General features: G+C 68.9%; 21 protein-coding genes. 8 read left to right on the top strand and 13 right to left on the bottom strand.

From position 1 onward, the window contains the following. The first annotated feature begins 46 nt into the window (after positions 1–46). From torT to dsbG, 4 genes are all read left to right on the top strand, one after another. Positions 47–1,111: a TMAO reductase system periplasmic protein TorT gene (torT, locus tag BLV97_RS07855; protein WP_035844521.1), complete on the top strand. Its 1,065-nt coding sequence runs from the start codon at positions 47–49 to the stop codon at positions 1,109–1,111. A gap of 63 nt (positions 1,112–1,174) precedes the next feature. Beyond that, positions 1,175–2,674: a sugar ABC transporter ATP-binding protein gene (locus BLV97_RS07850; RefSeq protein WP_035844523.1), complete on the top strand. Its 1,500-nt coding sequence runs from the start codon at positions 1,175–1,177 to the stop codon at positions 2,672–2,674. Next, positions 2,664–3,671, top strand: a complete 1,008-nt coding sequence (locus tag BLV97_RS07845) for an ABC transporter permease (RefSeq protein ID WP_035844525.1) — start codon at positions 2,664–2,666, stop codon at positions 3,669–3,671. Before BLV97_RS07850 ends, BLV97_RS07845 begins: the two co-directional genes overlap by 11 nt. An 88-nt stretch (positions 3,672–3,759) precedes the next feature. Next, entirely contained in the window at positions 3,760–4,722 is a 963-nt protein-coding gene (gene dsbG / locus BLV97_RS07840) for a thiol:disulfide interchange protein DsbG (RefSeq protein ID WP_051646179.1), read from the top strand. Positions 4,723–4,815: 93 nt separating this feature from the next. Here dsbG and BLV97_RS07835 read toward each other — a convergent pair whose 3' ends face one another. The 4 genes from BLV97_RS07835 to BLV97_RS07820 all read right to left on the bottom strand — a co-directional run bounded on the left by BLV97_RS07835 (position 4,816) and on the right by BLV97_RS07820 (position 10,879). Then, entirely contained in the window at positions 4,816–6,498 is a 1,683-nt protein-coding gene (locus BLV97_RS07835; protein ID WP_035844527.1) for an AMP-binding protein, read from the bottom strand. 372 nt (positions 6,499–6,870) lie between these two features. Next, on the bottom strand, positions 6,871–8,100 hold the full coding sequence (locus BLV97_RS07830) for an acetate/propionate family kinase (RefSeq protein ID WP_051646180.1): 1,230 nt from the start codon (positions 8,098–8,100) through the stop codon (positions 6,871–6,873). Then, entirely contained in the window at positions 8,097–9,491 is a 1,395-nt protein-coding gene (locus BLV97_RS07825; RefSeq protein ID WP_035844529.1) for a bifunctional enoyl-CoA hydratase/phosphate acetyltransferase, read from the bottom strand. Before BLV97_RS07825 ends, BLV97_RS07830 begins: the two co-directional genes overlap by 4 nt. A gap of 245 nt (positions 9,492–9,736) precedes the next feature. After that, positions 9,737–10,879: an alpha-D-ribose 1-methylphosphonate 5-triphosphate diphosphatase gene (locus BLV97_RS07820; RefSeq protein WP_035844533.1), complete on the bottom strand. Its 1,143-nt coding sequence runs from the start codon at positions 10,877–10,879 to the stop codon at positions 9,737–9,739. A 77-nt stretch (positions 10,880–10,956) separates the two neighbouring features. Here BLV97_RS07820 and BLV97_RS07815 point away from each other — a divergent pair, with 77 nt between their 5' ends. Continuing rightward, positions 10,957–11,646 (top strand): DUF1045 domain-containing protein, encoded by a 690-nt coding sequence (locus BLV97_RS07815; RefSeq protein ID WP_035844535.1) that lies wholly within the window; start codon positions 10,957–10,959, stop codon positions 11,644–11,646. Here BLV97_RS07815 and phnN read toward each other — a convergent pair. From phnN to phnG, 7 genes are read right to left on the bottom strand one after another with little or no spacing between them, the layout of a single operon-like run. Continuing rightward, on the bottom strand, positions 11,622–12,179 hold the full coding sequence (phnN, locus tag BLV97_RS07810; protein ID WP_035844537.1) for a phosphonate metabolism protein/1,5-bisphosphokinase (PRPP-forming) PhnN: 558 nt from the start codon (positions 12,177–12,179) through the stop codon (positions 11,622–11,624). The two genes, BLV97_RS07815 and phnN, sit on opposite strands and share 25 nt — an antisense overlap. Further along, on the bottom strand, positions 12,176–12,862 hold the full coding sequence (gene phnL / locus BLV97_RS07805; protein WP_035844538.1) for a phosphonate C-P lyase system protein PhnL: 687 nt from the start codon (positions 12,860–12,862) through the stop codon (positions 12,176–12,178). Before phnL ends, phnN begins: the two co-directional genes overlap by 4 nt. Before the next feature lie 4 nt (positions 12,863–12,866). Then, complete coding sequence (phnK, locus tag BLV97_RS07800; protein ID WP_035844540.1) at positions 12,867–13,640, bottom strand: phosphonate C-P lyase system protein PhnK; 774 nt, start codon at positions 13,638–13,640, stop codon at positions 12,867–12,869. Continuing rightward, a complete protein-coding gene (locus BLV97_RS07795) occupies positions 13,637–14,470 on the bottom strand; it encodes an alpha-D-ribose 1-methylphosphonate 5-phosphate C-P-lyase PhnJ (protein ID WP_092164007.1) in 834 nt (277 codons plus the stop codon). The genes phnK and BLV97_RS07795 overlap by 4 nt, the downstream gene beginning before the upstream one ends. A gap of 4 nt (positions 14,471–14,474) precedes the next feature. Further along, a complete protein-coding gene (locus BLV97_RS07790; RefSeq protein WP_035844544.1) occupies positions 14,475–15,551 on the bottom strand; it encodes a carbon-phosphorus lyase complex subunit in 1,077 nt (358 codons plus the stop codon). Continuing rightward, a complete protein-coding gene (phnH, locus tag BLV97_RS07785; protein ID WP_035844546.1) occupies positions 15,551–16,120 on the bottom strand; it encodes a phosphonate C-P lyase system protein PhnH in 570 nt (189 codons plus the stop codon). The genes BLV97_RS07790 and phnH overlap by 1 nt, the downstream gene beginning before the upstream one ends. Continuing rightward, positions 16,120–16,557 carry a phosphonate C-P lyase system protein PhnG gene (gene phnG / locus BLV97_RS07780; RefSeq protein WP_244520991.1) on the bottom strand — a complete coding sequence of 146 codons (438 nt, stop codon included), beginning with the start codon at positions 16,555–16,557 and terminating at the stop codon, positions 16,120–16,122. The genes phnH and phnG overlap by 1 nt, the downstream gene beginning before the upstream one ends. Before the next feature lie 121 nt (positions 16,558–16,678). Between phnG and phnF the strand changes: the two genes are divergently transcribed. Together phnF and BLV97_RS07770 are read left to right on the top strand one after the other, a co-directional pair. Beyond that, the gene (gene phnF, locus BLV97_RS07775; protein WP_092164006.1) at positions 16,679–17,506 is read left to right on the top strand and encodes a phosphonate metabolism transcriptional regulator PhnF; all 828 of its coding nucleotides are present in this window, start codon (positions 16,679–16,681) and stop codon (positions 17,504–17,506) included. 50 nt (positions 17,507–17,556) lie between these two features. Next, entirely contained in the window at positions 17,557–18,732 is a 1,176-nt protein-coding gene (locus BLV97_RS07770; protein WP_308430845.1) for an alpha-D-ribose 1-methylphosphonate 5-triphosphate diphosphatase, read from the top strand. 28 nt (positions 18,733–18,760) lie between these two features. Here the strand turns inward: BLV97_RS07770 and BLV97_RS07765 are convergent, their stop codons facing one another. Beyond that, positions 18,761–19,678, bottom strand: coding sequence for a CehA/McbA family metallohydrolase (locus BLV97_RS07765; protein ID WP_035844551.1), 918 nt, complete (start codon positions 19,676–19,678; stop codon positions 18,761–18,763). Positions 19,679–19,929: 251 nt separating this feature from the next. Continuing rightward, on the bottom strand, positions 19,930–20,397 hold the full coding sequence (locus tag BLV97_RS07760) for a MarR family winged helix-turn-helix transcriptional regulator (protein WP_081825125.1): 468 nt from the start codon (positions 20,395–20,397) through the stop codon (positions 19,930–19,932). 299 nt (positions 20,398–20,696) lie between these two features. On the opposite strand from BLV97_RS07760, the gene BLV97_RS07755 reads away from it, so the two are divergent. Beyond that, positions 20,697–21,731 (top strand): substrate-binding domain-containing protein, encoded by a 1,035-nt coding sequence (locus BLV97_RS07755; protein ID WP_244520996.1) that lies wholly within the window; start codon positions 20,697–20,699, stop codon positions 21,729–21,731. Positions 21,732–21,771: the final 40 nt, after the last annotated feature.

The following is a 21,771-nucleotide window of genomic DNA, read 5'->3' as shown; positions in this document are numbered from 1 at the left end:
GCGGACAACCGTCCCGAACGGAAGAACTGACAAGGAGGTCAGAACGATGAAACATACCCTGATGACGGCGCTCTTGGCGGGCGCGATGGTGCTGCCGGCGGCGGCGATGGCCGATTGGGCGCCCTACCCGGCCGAGAAGGTCGTGCCGCCCTTCAGCACCGACGGCAAATCCGAGCCGGTCACCTACACGCCGCTGAAGAAGGCCGAAAAGAAGTGGGACATCTGCGTGTCCTTCCCGCATATGAAGGATCCCTATTGGCTGGGCGTCGATTACGGCGTGGTCGAACAGGCCAAGGCCGAGGGCGTCAAGCTGCATGTGGTGGCGGCCGACGGCTATACCCACCTCAACCAGCAGATCTCGCAGATCCAGGACTGCGTCGCGGCGGGCGCGCAGGCGGTGGTGGTGGGGGCGATCTCCTACACCGGGCTGAACGGGCTGATAGAGCAGATGAAGGGCAAGGGCATTCCGTGGATCGACGTGATCAACGGCGTCTCGTCCCAGGATATCGCGGCGAAATCGTTGGTGTCGTTCTATACGATGGGCGCCGAGACCGGCAAATACCTGGCCGCCAAGCATCCCGCCGGATCGAAGGAAATCACCGTCGGCTGGTTCCCGGGACCCGCGGGCGCGGGCTGGGTCGAGGCCGCGAACAAGGGCTTCCTGGCGGCCGTGAAGGGGTCCGCCATCAAGGTACTGGAGCCGAAATACGGTGACACCGGCAAGGAGGCGCAGCTGAAGCTGGTCGAGGACACGCTGCAATCGAACCCCGACGTCAGCTATATCGTCGGCACCGCGGTGACCGCGGATGTCGCGCAGAACCTGCTGCGCCAGCGCGGATTGTCGAAGAAGATCAAGGTTCTGGCCTTCTACATGACGCCCGATGTCTACACCGGCATCAAGCGCGGCACGATCCTGGCGGCGCCGGCGGATTCGATGGTCATCCAGGGCCGGATCGCCATCGACCAGGCGGTGCGGATCCTGGAAAAGAAGGACTACATCAAGCATGTGGGTCCGAAGATCTTCGTCGTCGATCACGACAATGTCGACAAGACCCCGCGTGACGCGATCCTGCCGCCCAAGGGGTTCCGGCCGGTCTTCAACGTCGATTGAAATCTCCCCGACTCCGGGCCGGCCCTGCTGCCGGCCCGGGCTTTTTTCGATGCGGAGCCCCCGATGCTGATCCAGACCCGCCGGCTGACCAAGCGCTATCCGGGCGTCACCGCCCTGGACCAGGTCGATTTCGACCTGGCGGCGGGCGAGGTCCATGTCCTGTTCGGTGAGAACGGCGCCGGCAAATCCACCCTGATCGCGCTGCTGTCGGGTGCCGGCACGCCAACCTCGGGCACGATCGAGATCGACGGCGCCCCGGTCGCGTTCGAAAGCGTGGCCGAGGCGCAGGCGCACGGCATCTTCACCGTGTTTCAGGAATTCTCGCTGATCCCGACGATGAGCGTGGCGCAGAACATCCTGCTGGGCCGCGAACCCCGCCGCGGTCCCTTCATCGACACCCGCGCGCTGAAGGCCCGCGCGCGCGAGGTGCTGGCGGGGCTGGAGTTCGACCTGCCGGTCGATCAGCCTGTCTCGCGTCTCAGCCGCGCCGCGCAGCAGATGGTCGAGATCGCCAAGGCCTTCGTCGGCGCGCCCCGGGTGCTGATCCTCGACGAGCCCACCGCCTCGCTCTCGGATCACGAGGTCGACCACCTGTTCAAGTTCATCCTGCGGGCCCGGGCGCGCGGCGTGGGAATCATCTACATTTCGCACCGGATCCAGGAATTTGCCCGCATCGGCGATCGGGTGACGGTGCTGCGCGACGGCGCCAGGATCGACACCGTCCCGGTGGCCGGCACCTCCGAGGCCCGTCTGGTCGAGATGATGGCCGGCCGCGCCATCGCCGAAATCTACCCCAAGATCGCCCGCCGCCCGGGCAAGGAGCTGTTGCGCGTCGAGGACCTGCGCGCCGCGGGCGTCGCGGGCGTCGATCTGACCTTGCGCGCGGGAGAGGTGGTGGGGCTTGCGGGCCTTGTCGGTTCCGGAAAGTCGCGGCTGGTGCGCACGATCATGGGGTTGCAGCCGCCCTCGGCCGGCCGCGTCACGCTGAACGGGGCCGAGATCACCGGCCTGTCCACGGCGGCGGTGATGGCGCGCGGGCTGCATTACCTGTCGCCCGACCGCAAGGCCGAGGGGCTGATCCTGACGCGCAGCGCGCGCGACAACATCGGCATCGACCTGGCGATGAGCCCGGCCTTTCGCCGCGCCGGCTGGATCGACGCGGGCGCCGTGCGCCGCCAGGTGTCGCAGACCGCCGGGCGCGTCGAGCTAAGCCCCGACTACCTGCCGCGCCCGGTGTCGCAGCTGTCGGGCGGCAACCAGCAGAAGGTGCTGTTCGCCAAATGCTTCGCCCGCCCCGCGCAGGTCTATCTGCTGGATGAACCCACCGTCGGCGTCGACATGGGCACGCGCGCTGCGCTCTACCAATTGATCCGGCAACTGGCGGAGGCGGGCAATGCGGTGCTTGTCGTGTCCTCGGACCTGCCGGAGGTGATGAACCTGTCGCATCGGCTGCTGGTGATGGCCCATGGCCGCCTGCGGGCGGATCTGGAAGGGCCGGCGATCGCCGAGGACCAGGTGCTGAAACATTTCTTCGACGAAGCGGAGTCCGAGCATGCAGGCTGATCGACAAGCAACCCCGACCCGGGACAACCCGATCCGGCGGCTGTTCATAAAGGTGGGGGTGCTGCCCTTCTTTCTGGCCGTGGCGCTGGTGCTGTTCACCGCGCTGTCGCCGCGCTTCCTGAGCGCCGAGAACCTGATGAACGTGGCACGGCAGTCCGTCTATCTGGTGCTGGTGTCGCTGGGCCAGATGCTGGCGCTGATCTCGGGCGGGTTCGATCTGTCGGTGGGCACCGCCATCGCGGTGACCTCGGTGGTCTCGGCCCTGGCGATGACCACCTTCGTGGGCGCGATGCCGGTCTGGGCCGCGATCTTGCTGGGCTGTCTGGTGGGGTTGGCGGCGGCACTGCTGATCGGCCTGGTGAACGGGGTGGGCATCGCCTATTTCGACGTCTCGCCCTTCATCATGACGCTGGGTGTCTCGTCGGTCGGGGCGGGATTGGCGCTGTTCCTGACCGGCGGCGTGCCGGTGTCGGACCTGCCGCCGGAATTCGGAGACGCCTTCGGCTTCGGGCGGCTCTGGGGCGTGCCGGTGCCGGTGCTCGTCGCGCTGGTCTGCATCGCGGTAATGTGGGTGGTGATGGCGCGGATGGGGTTCGGCATCCGCATCTACGCGGTCGGCGGCAATATCAAGGCCGCGCATCTGTCGGCGATCAACACCCGCCGGGTGCTGTTGATGGCCTATGTCCTGTGCGCCCTGATCGCGGCGCTGACCGGGTTGTTACTGACCGCCCGGGTGGAAAGCGGCGACGCCACGCTGGGCGGCAACACGGCGCTTGAATCCATCGCCGCCTGCGTCATCGCCGGGGTGTCGCTGCGCGGCGGCATCGGCCGGGTCGAGAACGTGGTGCTGGGCGCCTTCTTCATCGTGCTGGTGCAGAACGGCATGAACCTGGCGCAGATCTCTTCCTACATGCAGATGGTGCTGCTTGGGCTGTTGCTGATCCTGGCCGTGATCCTCGATCAGGTGCGCTTTCGCATGATCATGAGCGGCAAGTGACCGACCCCGGGCACGAGATCGTGAGAAGGGGTGCAATCCGCGTGTGATGCGTTAGGACATGAGACAGCGAAACAGACAGGATGACCCCATGCGCCCGAACGCAACCCCCAAGACCCGCCGCCCCGCACTGGCCGCCGCCCTGACCGCCGCCCTGGCGGTCGCGGGGGCCTTCGGCCCGGCGGCCTGGGCCGACAGCGGCACGACCGCGGCGCCCGCGGCCCCCAAGGCAGCCGCCACCGCCACGGCGCCCGCGACCCCCAAGGCGCCCGCCGCCGCAGCCGCGCCCGCCGCCCCCGCAGCCACCGCCGACGGCACCGCATCGGCGGCCATCGCCGCGACGCTGGACAAGCTGTCGGGCGGCCGGGTGAAGGTGCTGCGGGTCTTTCCCGCGCCCGCCGGCCTGGTCGGCGTGGCGATCACCGAGGGCCCCGGCCGCAACGGCATCGTCTACATGACCGCCGACGGCAGCTACATCCTGCGCGGCGAGATCCTGAAATCCGACGGCACCAACGTCACCCAGGACGAGGCCGACCAATACCTGCCCAAGCCCCCGACCGCGGCGCAGAACTTCGCCGCGCTGGACCAGACCCATTCCTTCGTCTGGGGCAAGGCCAGCGCCAAGAAAGAGCTGTGGATCGTCTTCGACCCGAACTGCATCTACTGCCACAAGACCTATGAGGATCTGAAATCCGACGTCGCCAAGGGCGAGGTGAAGGTCCACATCATCCAGGTCGGCTTTCTCAAGCCCAGTTCTCTGGGCAAGGCCGCGGCCATCCTGGGGGCCAAGGATCCGGCAAAGGCGCTGGCGACCGACGAGGAAGGCTTTGACGTCGCCGCCGAGGAAGGCGGCATCAAGCCCGATCTGAGCAACTCGGACGCGGTCGCGCAGGTGAAGGCCAACAACGCCTGGATGCAGGCGCAGGGCATCGGCGGCACGCCATACCTTCTGTTCCGCGACGCCCAGGGCAAGGCCCATGCGATCGGCGGCTACGACCCCGACACCGCCAAGCTGCTGGCCGCCATCGGTGATGGCAAACCCGCCGCGAACTGATCGCCGCGCGAAAGATCGAAACGGCGGGGCGCCCGGTACGCCCCGCCGTTTTTCTTTGCCCTACCCCGGCCCGGGCGCGGCCGCGAGCCGCCCCTACGCCGTCGGCGCCGCGGCCTGTTTCTGGCGCGCGATCTCGGCGTTGCGCAGAAGAAAGCGCTGGATCTTGCCGCTCGGGGTCTTGGGCAGTTCGGTCACGAAGTCGATCTGGCGCGGATAGGCATGGGCCGACAGCCGCCGCCGCACCAGCTGCTGCAACGTCTCGCGCAGCGCATCGTCCCTGGTGGCGCCGTCGCGCAGGATGACGAAGGCCTTGACGATCTCGGTGCGCTGGGGGTCGGGCACGCCGATCACCGCGGTCTCGACGACATCGGGATGTTCCAGCAGCACGCTTTCCACGTCGAACGGCCCGATCCGGTAGCCCGAGGAGGTGATCACGTCATCCGCGCGGCCGATGAAGCTGACCGATCCGTCGGGTTCCAGCTCGACCGAGTCGCCGGTGCGGTAATAGCCGCCCGCGATCGCCGGGGTGTCGTTGTTCAGATAGCCGGTGAACCACAGCGCGGGCGAGCGCGCGATATCCACCGCCAGCGTGCCCGGCTGGTTCGGCCCCAGTTCGCGCCCGGCCTCGTCCAGCACCGCCATGCGGTAGCCCGGCATCGCCAGCCCGGCGGACCCCGCGCGCACCGGATGGTCCAGCCCGTGATGGTTGTTGACGCACATGCCCAGCTCGGTCTGGCCGTAATGGTCGTGGATCGGCACGCCCAGATGCTGGGCGAACCAGCGGATCACCTCGGGGTTCAGCGGCTCTCCGGCGGAACTGACCACCCGCAGTCGCCCCTTCAGCGCCGCCGCCGCCGCGGGCCCCGCAGCCAAGAGCAGCCGAAACGCGGTGGGAGAGCCCGCAAGGCTTGTCACGCCCAGCCCGTCGATGACGCGATAGCAGCTCTCGGCGGTGAAGCCGGCCTCGCAAAGCGTGGTCGCGCAGCCCAGCAGCAGCGGGCCGCAGACGGCATAGTAAAGGCCATAGGCCCAGCCGGGATCGGCAATGTTCCAAAACACGTCGTCGCGGCGCAGGTCGATGGCCTGGCGCATGTAAAGCCCGAAGGACAGCATCGCGAACAGCGGCACCGGCACCCCCTTCGGCGCGCCCGTCGTGCCCGAGGTCGACATCAGCATGAACAGATCCGTGCCGCGCCGCATCACCGGGGCGAACTCGGCCGGGGCCGCCGCCATCGCGGCGCGATAATCCAGATCTCCCTCGGGCAGCGCCGCGCCCTCGGCGCGCACCAGCACCACGCGGGGGCGGTTCGGCACCTCGTCCAGCTTGGCGCGGTTGGCGCTGTCGGTCACGATCACCTTCGCCCGACTGGTTTGCAGCCGCTGCTCGATCGCGCGGGGGCCGAAGGCGGTGAACAGCGGCTGATAGACCGCGCCCAGGCGCCAGGCGCCCAGGATCACCGCGATCAGCTCGACGCGGCGCGGCAAGAGGCCCGAGACCACGTCACCCGGCCCCACGCCCTGGGCGCGGAACAGATTGGCGGCGCGGGCCGACAGATCGCGCAGATCCTCGAAACTGTATTCGCTCAGCACCGCATCCGCCGACAGGCAGCGCAGCGCGATCCGGCCGGCGCCGCAATGGCGGTCGCAGCATTCGACGCAGGCGTTGACCGCGGCGTCGAGATCGCCCGCGAAGCCGCTTTTCTCGGCCTCCAGATCGAACCCGGACCAGGCCGCGCCATAGTCGGGACGCGGCGTCTCTTCAGGCCTATCCACCATCGCAAATCCTCCCTTCCTTCCCCTCGCCATCTTCGTACAGGAGCCGCGCGGCCAAAGGAAGCGGCGGGGGCGCTGCCCTTGGAGAGATCCCGCAACAGCGTGGCGTCGAAATCGCGCAGCACCGGGTTCCTCGTGGCCTATCCCGGCGGCGGCGGGGACTCGGCCGCCAGCGCCTCGGGGGTGGCCTTCAGGCTGTCATGGATCATGCCGAGGCCCGCGGCCTCCATCCCATCGCGGCGACCATGGGCCGGAACCAGGGCAGGCCTTGCCCGAATTTCGGGGCTTGATCTTGCGGGCGGCCTCGCTCTCGTGCTTCGGCCCGGCGCCTCCCCCTCCGCGATCTGGCCCCACCCTGCTCCGCCCCCCCCCGGATCAGGCCCCGGCCCGATCCGGGCCACCGCGATGTCGGGGCGGCCAGGTTCGAAGTACGCCAAGCGTGTGACGGGCGATGATCAGGTCTTCGTCCGTGGGGATCACGAAGGCCGGAACCGCGGCGCCCTCGGGGCTGATGCGCGGCCCGTCCGCTTCATTGGCCGCCGGGTCCAGCCGCAGGCCCAGCCAGGCAGCCGCCTCGATCACCCGGGCGCGCACCTGGGCCGCGTGCTCTCCGATGCCGCCGGTGAAGATCAGCGCGTCAAGCCCGCCCAGCGCGGCCGCCAGCGATCCCAGCTCGCGCCCGATGCGGTAGGTGAACAGATCCACCGCCTCGCGCGCCTGCGCCGCATCGCTGGCCAAAAGCCGGCGCATGTCGCCCGAGATCCCCGACACCCCCAGCAGCCCCGAGCGGCGATAGAGCAGATCACCAAGCTCGGCCGCGCGCATGTCCTTCTCGGCCATCAGATAAAGCAGCACCCCGGGGTCGATCGCGCCCGAACGCGTGGCCATCGGCAGCCCGTCGAGCGCCGAGAACCCCATGGTCGAGGCAACCGAGCGGCCCTGATGCACCGCGCACATGCTGGCGCCGCCGCCGAGATGGGCGATGACCACCCGGCCACCGGCCGCCGGCCCCAGATGCGCGTGCAGGGTCGAGACGATGTATTCATAGGACAGGCCGTGGAAGCCGTAGCGCCGGATGCCCAGGTCGTGCAGCGCGCGCGGGATCGCGTAGCGGCTGGTCAGGGGGGCATTGGTGGCGTGAAAGCCGGTATCGAAACAACCGACCTGCGGCAGGCCCGGATGGCTATGCGCCAGCGCCCGCACCGGGGCCAGATTGTGCGGCTGATGCAGCGGCGCCAGCGGGTTCAGCGCCGCCAGCCGCCGCACGATCGCCGGCGTCAGCCGGACCGGCGCGGCGAAATCCGGCCCGCCATGCACGATCCTGTGGCCCGCCCCGATCAGCCGCAACCCGGCGCCGTGGGCCTCGGTCCAGGTCAGAACGCGTGCCAGCACGGACTCGTAGCCCCCGTCAGGATCAAGATCCTCCTCGATCGCCTCGCCCGCGCCCCGCGCCTCGGCCCGGATACGCAGATGTGGACGCCCGTCCAGCCCCTCGGCCCGGCCCCGGGCCAGCGGCCGGGGATCGCCACCGCCGTCCGGCACCGCGTAGAGCGTGAACTTCAGGCTGGTCGAGCCCGCGTTCAGGATCAGAAGCGCGTCGGTCATGCCGGGTTTTCCTTTGCGGTGGCTACCCCGCCCGTGGTGACATGCGCATGGATCAGCGCCGCCACCGCGCAAGAGGCCAGCCGGCTTTGGGCGCTGTCCGCGCGGCTGGTCAGAACGATCGGGACCCGCGCGCCCAGCACCACGCCCGCGGCCTCGCTGTTGGCCAGATATTTCAGTTGTTTGGCCATCATGTTGCCGGCGTCCAGATCGGGCGCCAGCAGGATATCGGCGCGGCCCGCCACCTCTGACCGGATATGCTTGATCTCGGCGGCCAGCGTCGAGACCGCGTTGTCGAAGGCAAGGGGCCCATCCAGCACGCCACCGGTGATCTGGCCGCGTTCGGCCATCTTGCACAGCGCGGCGGCGTCCAGCGTCGAGGGGATGCGCGGATTGACCGTCTCGACGGCAGACAGGATCGCGACGCGGGGCGCGGCGATGCCCAGCGCATGGGCCATGCCGATCGCGTTTTGCACGATGTCGCGCTTGGCCTCCAGGTCGGGGGCGATGTTGATCGCGCCGTCGGTGATGAACAGGGGCCGGTCGGTGCCGGGCACATCCATCAAGAAGACATGGCTGATGCGCCGCCCGGTGCGCAGGTTCATCTCCGGGCGCAGGACGGGGCGCAGGAATTCGTCCGTGTGCAGGCTGCCCTTCATCAGCGCGTGGACCTTGCCGTCATGCGCCATGCGGGCGCCTTCCTCGGCGGCGGCGTCGGAATGTTCGGTCGCCAGCAGCGGCCAGGGCGACAGGTCCAGACCGGCGGCCTGCGCCGCGGCGCGGATGCGCGCCTCGGGTCCCACGAAGACGGGCGATATCAACCCCGCCCGCGCCGCCGCGACCGCACCAGACAGGGCGTTGGGTTCGACCGGATGAACGACCGCGATGCGCAATGGCGGCAATCGGGCCGCCTGGGCGATCAGGCGGTGGAACTTGGCGCCGCGCTCCTCGATGATCAGCCCGGGGCGCGTGGCGGGACCGGGTTGCATGGCCTCGGCCGGGGCGATCACCTCCAGCCGCCCCTCGAACACCGGCGCATCCAAGGGCCCGGTGGCCCGGCACCGCAGGCCGACGGTACGGGTGGCGGCCCTCACCGTTTCGACGGTCAGAGTCAGATCCAGCGTCTCATCCACTTGCGGCGCGGCGTGGAACTGCAGCTCGGCCCGCGCGATCCGGCTGCCCAGGCCCGGCAATTCGCCGCCCACCAGCGCCCCCAGCATCAGCCCCGCCCAGGCGGTTGGCCCGCTGTCCGTGGCCACCGCCACCTGCCCCCCCGCCAGCGCCGCGATCAATTCCAGATCACGCAGCGTCAGCTTGCGGACAAGCCGGGCGCTGTCGCCGGGGCGGATCCGGTCCACCGTGCGGCTGAGGATCGGCGGGGGTGTCTCGGTCATGGGGCCTTGTTGGTCATAGGGCCTTGCCTGTCATGAATGCGCCGCGCCGATGCGTGTCGCGCGACATGGATGGACGCGGTAGGTGGGCGAAACCACCGTGCCGCCCCCCGCAATTCCTTGATAGCGTCCTGGCAGGTCTTCGTGATTGATCTGGATCACGCCCCGGCGCGATCCCGGCGCGATCCCGGTGCGCCGGGGCGCCGCATCAGCGTGGGGCTTCGGTGCCCCGCGGCCCGGCCCCGCCGCTAGCCCACCTGGCGGCCGTGGGCCCAGACGCCGCGGATCACCGGCTGATCTTCCACCTGCGCCACCCGCACCAGATCGGCATGCAGCCCCGGCGCGATGCGGCCACGATCCTCCAGCCCCGCTGCGCGGGCCGGGGCGGCGGTGACGGTGGCGATGGCGCGGGGCAGATCATCCCACAACCGCGCCAGACCAAAGGCCGCCAACAGCAGCGCCGAAGGCACATAATCCGACGACAGGATGTCCAGAAGCCCAGCCTGGGCCAGTTCGCGCGCCGCCACATTGCCCGAATGCGACCCACCCCGGATCACGTTGGGCGCACCCATCATCACCGCGATCTTGTGGTCGTGACAGGCCTGGGCGGCTTCCAGCGTGGTGGGGAATTCCGCCAGGCGGATGCCGTATCCGGCGCTGACGGCGACATGATCGGCGGTGGTGTCGTCGTGACTGGCCAGCACGGCGCCCAGCCGCCCCGCTGCCGCCACCGCCGCGGCCTCATGCGCCGCGCCCAGGCGGTCGCGCGTGGCGGTCTGCTGGCTGACATGGGCCTCGAATTCGGCCTCGCTGAGGCCGTGCTTGCCAATGACGTAATCGCGCAGCTTCGACACGTCGCGGAACTGGCGCTGCCCCGGCGTGTGATCCATCAGCGACAGGATGCCGACCCGGTCGTCGGGGCCGAACTCGGCCAGTTCGTCGATCAGCGTCTCGGAACAGATCTCGGCCCGCAGATGCAGGAAATGGCTGATCTTCAGCAGGCCCCGCGCCCGGATCGCCAGCAATTCGCGCGACAGCGCCCGTGCGTAGCTGCCGTATCCCAGCCGTTCGTTGGAAACGACCGAACCCACCCGCATCGCGTCGAACACCGTGGTGATGCCGCAGCCCGCCAGTTCCGCGTCATGCGCCAGGATCGCCGCCGGATGCGGCCAGTCCACCCTTGGGCGCGGCTCGATATGGCGCTCCAGATTGTCGGTATGCAGCTCGATCAGGCCGGGGATCAGCAGATCCTCGCCGCAGTCGACGGCGCCGGATGCGCGGGTCGGGCCCTCGTCCATCGCGCAGATGCGGCCCCCAGAGATCGCGAGGCTGCCACGCACCACGCCAGCCTCGGTCACGATCCGCGCATTACCCAGTATCAGATCCGTCATCGTCTTTTCCCTTGCACCCCGGTCCCGACGCGGCCAGCGTCACCGAATTGTCTTCTGTTGCTGTCAGAAACCGGCCCATGACCGATTACGCCCGTTACGCGATCTATTACACTCCCCCGCCCGGTGCGCTGGCCGATTTCGGCGCACGTTGGCTGGGCTGGGATGCCGCCCGGGGGCGTGCCCGCGCGCATTTCGACCTGCCCGCCCTGCCCCGCCCGGTGGCGGACCTGACCGCCGCACCGCGCAAATACGGCTTTCACGGCACGCTGAAGCCGCCGTTTCGCCTGGCCCCCGGTCAAAGCCGCGCGACGCTGGACACCGCGCTGGAGGATCTTGCCGCCAGGCTTGCCCCCGTCACCCTGGCCGGGCTGCGGCTGGCGCGGCTTGGCGGTTTCCTGGCACTGGTCCCCGAGGGCGAAGCCGCCGCGCTGGCCGCGCTGGCCGCCGAGGTGGTCGCGCGCCTCGATGCCTTCCGGGCACCGCCAACGCGAGACGAACTGCAACGCCGCCGCGCCGCCGGGCTGAGCCCCGCGCAAGAGGCGAACCTTCTCCGCTGGGGCTATCCCTATGTGATGGAGGAGTTCCGCTTTCACCTGACACTGACCGGCGCGCTGCCGCCCGAGGCGGCCGAGGCCACGCGCGCGGCGCTTGCCCCCGTGCTGGCGCCGCTGCAGCCGCGGCCCTTCGTGCTGGACGCCCTGAGCCTTTGTGGCGAGGATGGGGCAGGTCGTTTCCATCTGCTTCACCGCGTGCCGCTGTCGGGCTGAAGCGCGGCCAGAAGCATCGCAACCGCGCCATCGAGCGGGCCTGAATTGTCGATCTCCGTCACCGCCACGCCCGCAGGCAGCCCCGGCAGCACCAGATCCGCGCGCGCCAGCCGTGCCCCGATCTGATCCGCGCATTCGCGGCCGCGGGCGGCCAGGCGGGCAGCCAGGACCTCTGGCCGGGCGGTGATGTGCAGCACGCGCAGCGCCGGAAAGGCGGCGGCCGCCTCGGCCAACCCGGCGCGCGAGCCGTTGAACAGCACGTCCCGCCCCGCCGCCAGATCGGCGCGCACCGCGCCCGGCACCCCATAACGCAGCCCATGGGCGCGCCAGTGCAGCACGAACGCCCCCGCCGTCATCCGACGGGCGAATTCCGCCTCGTCCACGCCCTCGAAATCCTCGCCGCCGGCCTCGGTCGGGCGGGTGATCACCCGCCGCGCCAGCACCACCCCGGGCCGCGCCGCGCGCACCGCCTGCATCAGCGTGTCCTTGCCCGCGCCCGACGGCCCGACCACGGCGAAGAGCCGTCCGCTCATGCCCGCGCCCCCCGCGTCGCGAAGGCGGTGACATCGACCTCGCGGTCGGCCACCTCGGCGCGAGCCTCCAGATCGTGGAAGATCCCCACGATCGCCGCGCCGCGCGCCTTGGCCTCGGCGATCAGTTCCAGCACCACGGCGCGGTTGGCGCCATCAAGGCTCGCGGTCGGCTCATCGAGCAGCAGCGCCGGATAGGGATGGGCAAAGCCGCGCGCGATGTTCACCCGCTGCTGTTCGCCCCCCGAGAAGGTGGTGGGCGAAAGCGGCCACAGCCGTTCGGGGATATTGAGCCGCGCCAGCAGCGCCCGCGCCCGGTCGCGCGCCGCCTCGCGCGCCGCGCCGGCCGCCAGCGCCGGTTCCGCCACCACATCAAGCGTCGGCACCCGCGGCACCACGCGCAGGAACTGGCTGACGTAGCCCAGCACCTCGCGCCGCAGCGCCAGGATCTCACGCGGGGGGGCCCGCGCCACATCCACGCCGCCCACCAACACCTGCCCGGAGGCCGCCAGATAATTGCCGTAGAGGATGCGGATCAAGGTGGATTTACCGGCACCAGAGGCCCCCGTCAGCGCCACGCATTCGCCAGGCGCGACCGATAGGCTGGCGCCCCGCATCACTTCGATCACCGCGCCACCCTGATTGTGCAGCGTGAAGCTTTTCGAGACGTTTTCCACCCGGATCATCGCGTTACACCTGCAAAACAGAAGAGACCAGAAGCTGGCTATAGGGGTGCTGCGGATCGTCAAGCACCTGATCGGTCAGCCCGGTCTCGACCACGCGGCCCGATTTCATCACCATCAGCCGGTCGGCCAACAGCCGCACGACCGCCAGATCGTGGGTCACGATCACCGCGCTAAGCCCCATGTCGCGCACCAGCCCGCGCAGAAGATCCAAAAGCCGCGCCTGGACGCTGACATCGAGGCCCCCGGTCGGTTCATCCATGAACACCAGCCGCGGACCGGACACCAGATTGCGCGCGATCTGCAGCCGCTGCTGCATGCCGCCCGAGAAGGCCGAAGGCCGATCGTCCATGCGCGCGCCGTCGATCTCGACCCGGCCCAGCCAGTCGCCGGCACGGGCGCGGATCGCGCCGTAGTTGCGCGCGCCCACCGCCATCAGCCGCTCTCCGACATTGCCGCCGGCGCTGACGTTCATGCGCAGCCCGTCGCGCGGGTTCTGATGAACGAAGGCCCAGTCGGTGCGCAACAGCCGCCGCCGCGCGGCCTCTGGCATCGCGGTCACGTCCTGCGCGCCGCTACCCGCGCCCGCGTCATAAAGGATGCGCCCCGTGTCCGGCGTCAGATGCCCCGCAAGGCAGCCCAGCAAGGTGGACTTGCCAGAGCCGCTTTCGCCGACGATACCCATCACCTCTCCGGGCCACAGATCAAACCCCACGCCTTCGCATCCGATCCGCGCGCCGTAGCGCTTGGTGACGCCCTCGACCTGCAGCAGCGGGCTCATGCCGCGCCCTCCGCCCGGCGCCCGGCGCAGTAATCGGTGTCGGAACAGACAAACATCCGCGCGCCCGTGTCGTCGGTGATCACCTCGTCCAGATAGCTGTCGGTCGCGCCGCACAGGGCACAGGGGTGATCAGGTTTCGAGGCCTCGAACGGATGGTCCTCGAAATCGAGGCTGACGACGCGGGTATAGGGCGGCACCGCGTAGATGCGTTGCTCGCGCCCCGCGCCGAACAGCTGGATCGCGGGGCTTTCAAGCTTTGGGTTGTCGAATTTCGGGATCGGCGAGGGATCCATCACATAGCGCCCCGCCACCTTCACCGGATAGGCGTAAGAGGTCGAGATCGCGCCATGCCGGGCGATATCCTCGTAAAGCTTTACATGCATCAGGCCGTAATCCTCCAGCGCGTGCATCCGGCGGGTTTCGGTTTCCCGCGGCTCCAGAAAGCGCAGCGGTTCCGGGATCGGCACCTGATAGACCAGGATCTGCCCCTCGCGCAGCGGCGTTTCGGGGATCCGGTGCCGGGTCTGGATCAGCGTGGCCTCGGCAGTGCGTTCGGTGGTGGCGACGCCGGCGGTACGGGCGAAGAAGCCGCGGATCGACACCGCGTTCGTGGTGTCGTCGGCGCCCTGGTCGATCACCTTCAGCCGATCCTCGGGCACCAGGCAGGCGGCGGTGACCTGCACGCCGCCGGTGCCCCAGCCATAGGGCATCGGCATCTCGCGGCTGGCAAATGGCACCTGATAGCCCGGGATCGCCAGCGCCTTCAGCAATGCGCGGCGGATCATCCGCTTGGTCTCTTCGTCGAGATAGGCGAAGTTGTAATCTTGCATCCCGTCAGTCATCCGGGGCCTCCCCGGCCGCAGCACGAAGTTTACGCACAAGTTCAATTTCGGACTGGAAGTCCACGTAATGCGGCAGTTTTATGTGTTCCAGAAATCCCGTCGCCTGGATGTTGTCGGCGTGTTGCAGCACGAATTCCTCGTCCTGTGCGGGGGCGCCGGTGTCGTCCTCGCCCAGTTCGCGCCAGCGCAGGGCGCGGTCGACCAGCGCCATCGAGATCGCCTTGCGCTCACCATGGCCGAAGACCAGCCCATAACCGCGCGTGAATTGCGCGGGCTCGGTCTTAGACCCGGCGAACTGGTTTACCGTCTCGCATTCGGTCACTTCGACCTCACCGATCTCGACCGCGAAGCCAAGTTCCGGAATTTCCATCTCAACTGAACATGTTCCGATACGAAGCTCACCCACGAATGCGTGATTGCGCCCGTAGCCGCGCTGGGTCGAATAGGCCATTCCCAGAACGAACCCCTCATCCCCGCGCGTCAGCGCCTGCTGGCGCAGGGCGCGGCATGCGGGAAATTCCAGCGGCGCGCGCGTCAGGTCGGGGGGCGCATCCTCTGCCTTAGCTTCATCCTGTATCAGACCTTCTTGATTGAGAAATTCCGTCACCCTTGGCTTCGGGCGAAGGTCGGGCGCGGCGCGCTCCGCTTCGGGCTGCGCGGCTTCGGCGGCCAGCTTGAAATCCAGCAGCCGGTGCGTGTAATCGAAGGTCGGGCCCAGCACCTGGCCGCCGGGCAGATCCTTGAAGGTGGCGCTGATACGGCGGTCGCAGGCCATGGCGCCGGTGTCGACCGGAAGCGTGGCGCCCAGGCGCGGCAGCGTGGTGCGATAGGCGCGGATCAGAAAGATCGCCTCGATCAGATCGCCCCGCGCCTGCTTGATCGCCAGCGCCGCCAGATCGGGATCGTACAGCGAGCCCTCGGCCATCACCCGGTCCACCGCCAGCGTCAACTGACCGCGGATCTGCGCCACCGACAACTCGGCCACCCCCGGGTCGCCGCGCCGTTCCTCGGCCAGCCAGGCATGGGCGTTCTCGATCGCCCGCGCACCGCCCTTCACCGCCACATACATCAGCCGGCCTCCACTTGCGTCGTGCGCGGCAGCGCGGCCAGTTGCGCGCCGGCGGTGAAGAAGAAATCGAGCCCCAGCGGAAAACGCGCCGCGTTACTGCGAAAGCCCGCGATCCCGGGCAGGGACAGATGCGTTGCATCGCGGATGCCCGGGCCGGTGAGGCGCGCGCCTTCGGGCCGCAACGCGGCGCATTCGACGATCAGCGTGGCCGACCGGTCCGGGTAGTCGGCCGTGCCCTGGGCATATTCGTCCAGCGCCCCCAGCGCCGGCCAGCCCCCCACGGCGAAGCGCGCCGCCCCGCGCCCGACCAGCGGCGCGCCCGTGTGGAAGGTCACCCAGGCGCGGACATCGGCGCCGTCGTGGCCGGGCGCAAGATGAAGCGGCGTGCCGCCATCGCACAGCATCAGCAGCAACGTGGCCGCGGCGGAGGAAAGCGGCGCCGGCGCCCGGGCGCCCTCGATCCGCCGGATCGTGCCGGGGCGGGCCATCGCTTCCAGCGCGGCGCGAAAGGCGCGGGCCGAATCCATCGGCGGATCTGAAAAACCGCCGCCAAGAGGTTGCGTCTCCATCAGTCTTCCCCCCGCACCATGGTGAAGAACTCCACCTTCGTGGCCGCTGCCTTTTCGGCGCGAAGCCGCCGCGCTGCCGCTGCTTCCTCTGCCAGCGGGGCGATCACCGTGGCCTCGACCTCGGGCGCGCGCGCACCCTGCATGAGCGCATCGACCAGCGCCGCCTGACGCGCGTGCCGCCGGTCGCGGCCCTGCACATGGCCGTGGCCCACTGTGCCATCCGGCAGCCGCAACGCGCAGCGCGTCACCGTCATCTCACCCAGGTTGAACGGCGCGCCGGTGCCGCCCATCCGGCCGCGCACCATCACCGCCCCCACCTCGGGCGGGCGCAGCCAGTGAATTGCCGGCTCCTCACCCAGCCGCGCCACACATTCCGCCAGACGCTCGGGCCGGGCCTTCGCCAGCACCCCCATCCAGCATCGCCGCGCCGCAATCATTTCGACTTCCGCCATCGCCATTGGACAATTTACCGACTTGTCTAGATTGATATACAACTATACAAATCATACCCGCGCCGCGCCGCCGCAGGAACCCCTCGTTTGGTGAAATTTAGGTAACATGCCCGCATCCGACCCCCCGACACCGCCCGCCGCCCCGCGCACGCCGCTGTGGCAATCCATCGCCGCCACGCTCGGGGCCGAGATCGCCGCGGGCCATTACCGCCCCGGCGACAAGCTGCCGACCGAGGCCGAGCTGTCGCGCCGCTTCGGCGTCAACCGACACACCGTGCGCCGCGCGCTGGCCGATCTGGCCGATCGCGGCCAGGTGCTGCCGCGCCGCGGCGCCGGGGTTTTCGTGCGCCACAGGCCGACCGAATATCCGCTGGGCCGCCGGGTACGCTTTCACCGCGCGGTCGAGGCCAGCGGCCGGCTGCCAGGCCGCCGCATCCTGCGGCTCGAGACCCGCCCCGCCACCGCCGAGGAAGCCAGGCATCTGGCGCTGCCCCCGGATGAGCCGGTGCTGGTCTGCGAGGGTCTGTCGCTGGTCGGCGCGGTGCCGATCGCGCATTTCCACAGCCTCTTTCCCGCGACCCGGCTGCCGGGCATCGGCGCCGCGCTGGCCGAGGTCGCCTCGATCACCGAGGCGCTGCGCCGCGCCGGCGTCGCCGATTACACCCGCCGCCAGACCCGGCTGTCGGCCGAGCCGGCGGATGCGACCCTGGCGCTGCATCTGGGACTGCGCGAAGGCGATCCGGTGCTGAAATCCGAAGGCCTGAACTGCGACCCGCAGGGCCGGCCGGTGGAATTCGGCACCACCCGCTTCGCCGGCGATCGCGTGGCCATCACCGTGGGGTCCGATCCAGAGGACGGGAACGCGGGGGAAGATGCTGACCACGCAATGAAAAACAAGGAAAAACGTCACGCGGACGATACATCCCCAGGGTAGAGTGCGGGCAAAGAGCAGGCCTTAAACAGTGCCCGAGGCAGGACATGACGATGACGCTTCCCCCCCTGCGCCTGACCGGCGCGACGGTTCTTCGCGATGCGCGGCTTCTGCCCGAGGCGATCGGTCTGGCCGATGGCATGCTGACCGATGCCGCCCTGCCCGAGGTCGATCTGACCGGCTATCTGGTGCTGCCCGGGATCGTCGATCTGCATGGCGACGGGTTCGAGCGCCACATCGCGCCGCGCCCCTCGGCGCCGATGCCGCTGGCCTTCGGTCTGCGCGCCGCCGAACGAGAAGCCGCTGCCCATGGCCTGACCACCGCCTGGTTCGCCCAAAGCTGGAGCTGGGAAGGCGGGCTGCGCGGCCCGGACCATGCCGAACGGGTGATGGCGGCGCTGGCCGAACACCGCGCCGAGGCGATGCTGGATCTGCGCCTGCAGATCCGCTGCGAAACCCATCTGTTCGACGAGGACGATCGCCTGCTTGCCGCGATCGGCCGCTTCGGGGTGGATTATGTGGTTTTCAACAACCACCTGCCCGAGGCGATCTTGCTGGCCGAGGCCGGGTCCCCGACCCTCGCCGCCTGGGCCGAGCGCGACGGCTGCGCGCCGGAAACCTTCCGCAGGCGGCTTTACGATGCGCTGGCGCGGGCCCGGTCGGTTCCGCGGCGGCTCTTGACGCTGGCGCGGGCCTTCGATGCGCTGGGCCTGCGCTATGGCAGCCATGACGACCCCGACGGCGCGACACGCGACTATTTCCATGCGCTGGGCGCGCGGATCGCGGAATTCCCGCAATCGCGGGGGGCCGCCTCGGTCGCGCGCACGCTGGGCGACCCGGTGCTGATGGGGGCGCCGAACGTGGTGCGCGGCGGCTCTCAGGCGGGGCATGTCGCGGCGCGCGATCTGCTGGTCGAGGGGCTGGTCGACGCTTTGGTGTCGGATTATCACACCCCCTGCCTGCCAGCCGCCGCCTGGGCGTTGTCCGATTGCGGCCTGCTGCCCTTCGCCCGCGCGTGGGAGATGATCTCGACCCGCCCGGCGGCGATCATGGGGTTGGCCGACCGGGGCACGCTGGCACCGGGGCAGCGCGCCGATCTGGTGATCATGAACCCCCGCACCCGGGGCATCGAGGCCACGATCGCGGGCGGCCGGCTGGCCTATCTGGCGGGCGAGGCCGGCGCCCGGTTGCTGGCGCGCACCCCGGGCCTGCGCTACGCCGCCGAATAGGCGGCGGTACGGGCCCGGAGGCGGATGCTCACATCCAGATCGGGTTGCTCCAGGCGCGGCGCCCGGCACGGTCGATCACCGTCACCCGGATCCAGGGACTGGAGTGGAAACGCATCAGCGGCACCTCGGTCGAGGTCATGGATTGGCCATGTACCGCGGTCGCGGCCGAGCCCTGCCCCTGCACGATGACGCTGGCTACTGCGGAACTGTCGACCCGGATCGCACCCTTGCCCAGTTCGACCCCGCGCAACTCGGGTCCTTGCGAGGAATAGAAATCGCCCGCCTTCAGCGCCGCCAGCAAGGCCTCGGGGGTGTTTTCCTCGGCCTTGACCATGACCCAGCCGCCGAAATGGTCGGGCTCGGTGAAATGCGCGTCGTCGGTGGCGATCAGATGCAGCCGGCGGCCTTCGCTTAGCAGCAGGTCCGCGGTATGGGCGCCGTCGGCGCGATCGCAGCCCATGGCGCAGCCGTGGTTGTAGATCTCGACGGCATGGGCCGCGTCGATGCCGCGCGCGTCCTCCAGCGTCAGGCCCGACCATTGCGGATGGGCGATGGCGACGAAGGCCCCCGCGTCACGCGCGCGCCGGGCGATCTGGGCGCCGCTTTCCTGATCCTCGACCGGAAGGAAACCGGGCGCGTTCGGCGGGGTGAAATCCTCGGGCAGGCCGACGGCCAGGATATGCCACAGCTCACCGTTTTGCATCGCGCCGGAATGCAGCTCGGCGCCGAGGATGGTGGTGAAATCGTTGCGCCGGTATTCCTTGGTGTCGGTGATCGGGTATTGGTACATGCCGATGAAATGATCGGTCAGCGCCAGGAAATCATACCCTTCCGCGCGGTAGCGGCGGCAGACCTCCTCGGCCGTCAGGCAGCCGTCGGAGCGATCCGAATGGGTGTGCAGATTGCCGCGCCAGAAGCGGCCCGGGGCGGTGAAGGCGGAAAGCATCGTGAACTCCTTGTTGATCGTCCGCCGCCCTACATGTGCCAGGCGAAGGATTTGTGACGATTCCCTGAAACCGCTTTTAGCCGGGGCGAATGCCGGATCCCATCATCTTTGCCCGGCCGCGGCCGGCGGGATCACAGCCCCGCTCCGCGTGGGATATTTCGGCCAAGGAGAAGACCGAAGCGTGCCTGTCACTTTACTTTCCGGTGACGCTGTCGCCGGGGATGCGGCGGCCGCGCCCCGGTGGCGGACCCTTAGCCGTCGAACGCCCGCGCGCCCTGGGCCGTCCCCTGCGACACGGGGTTGGCCGGGACCGCCTCGACCCCGTCCAGCAGCCGCTTCAGCCCCGCGGTCAAGCGCTCCAACCCCTCGTCACCAAGGACTCGCGCCAGCTCGGCCTGCAATTCGGCCTCGACCCCGGAAAGCGACTCGAAGATCTGCGCGCCGCGCCGGGCACGGTAGATCAGAACCTTGCGGCGGTCGTTCGCATCCGGCGCCCGATAGACCAGCCCCGAGGAAACCATCCGGTCGACGATCTTGGTGAGGGTGGGAGAATCGACAAACACCACCGCCGCCAGACTGCCCATCGAGCGGCCATCGGTTTGCGTCAGCGCCTCGAGAATGCGATATTGTTCAACGGACAGGCCAACCGCCTTGATCCGCTGCGCGATGAACTCCTCGACGTTGCGATGAACGCCGCGGACCAGATTCGAAAATCGCATGCCTGCCTCCGCCTCGATCGTTAGATATTCAATAGTTGAAAGTTGTAGTTTGATGCCAGCGAATTTCCAGCCGTTGCCCGAACAATGGTATTTGCCCAATTATTAGGCAGCATTCGCAGGGGTTGTGCCCCAAACCCGGCCCGCGCGGGTTCCGCTTTGCGCAACAGCGCGGCTGCCCTACAGTCACCTTCGCGGCATCTGCGATTTCCGGCTCTCGGCCCTCCACGCCTTGCATGGATCTTGCCGCGAAACTCGCTACGGGGCCAGCCCGAAAGACGAAGGGGAATTCCTTGCGCAGGGTGCAGATCGGCCTTTTGATCCAGCAAACCGGCCCGGCCGGCATCTGGTCGCCCTCTGCCGAAGCCTGCGCGCGCCTGGCGGTCAGTGAAATCAACCGCCACAGCGGGATCCTGAAACAGCATGTCGAACTGGTGGTCCAGGATGCCGGCACCAGCGCCACCGATGCCCATGCCGCCACCCGCCGGGCGCTGCGACATGGCGCCCACGGCATCGTGGGGATGCTGCCCAGCTATGCCCGCCGCGCCGTTGCCGATGCCGCGATGAACGCCGTGCCCTTCATCTATACCCCGCAATACGAGGGCACCGCGGCAGAGGCCCAAACCATCACCACCGGCGAAACCGCGGCCGAATTGCTGGCGCCCGGCCTGCACTGGCTGTCGGAACACCGCAAGGCGCAGAGCTATTTCCTGTGCGGCAGCGATTACGTCTGGCCCCGCGCCAGCCTGTCGATCGCCCGCGCCATGATCCCGCGCTTCGGCGGAAAGGTCGTGGGCGAGGCATTCACCCCGGTCGGCACCGATACCTACGACGGGCTGATCGAACGCATCAAGCGCGCCCGGCCCGATGTGGTGCTGCCCTATTTCCTGGGCACCGACGGGATTTCCTTCAACCGCAGCTTCCATGAGGCCGGCCTTTGCCCGCGCGTGCTGCGCTTCACCTCGGCCATCGACGAGACCATCGTCTACGGCCTGCCGCCCGAGGCGACCGAGAACCTGTTCGTCAGTTCCGGCTATTTCGCCTCGGTGCGATCGCACAACAACGGCGCCTTCCTGGAACGCTACCACACCGCTTACGGCGAGACGCCGCCGCCGGTCAATTCCTTCGGCCAATCCTGCTATGAGGGGATCTACAGCCTGGCCTCGCTGGTCGAGCAGGCCGAAGCCTTCGACGCCCGCAGGGTCCACCGACTCGCCGGGCGCACCGAACAGCAGCGCACAGCCCGGGGATTGAAGTCAAAAGCCGTCGTCGGTGGGCGCCAGCCGATCTTCCTGGCGCGCCTGGACGGCTATGATTTCAAGGTGATGACCGTTTGATGAATATTACTTGACAATTTAATAATTGAAACATCAACTA

Source organism: Allgaiera indica, assembly GCF_900106675.1.
In the GTDB taxonomy this organism is placed as follows: Bacteria; Pseudomonadota; Alphaproteobacteria; order Rhodobacterales; family Rhodobacteraceae; genus Acidimangrovimonas; species Acidimangrovimonas indica.
Note: the sequence above shows the minus strand (reverse complement) of the source record. Positions and strands in the feature narration are given on the sequence as shown.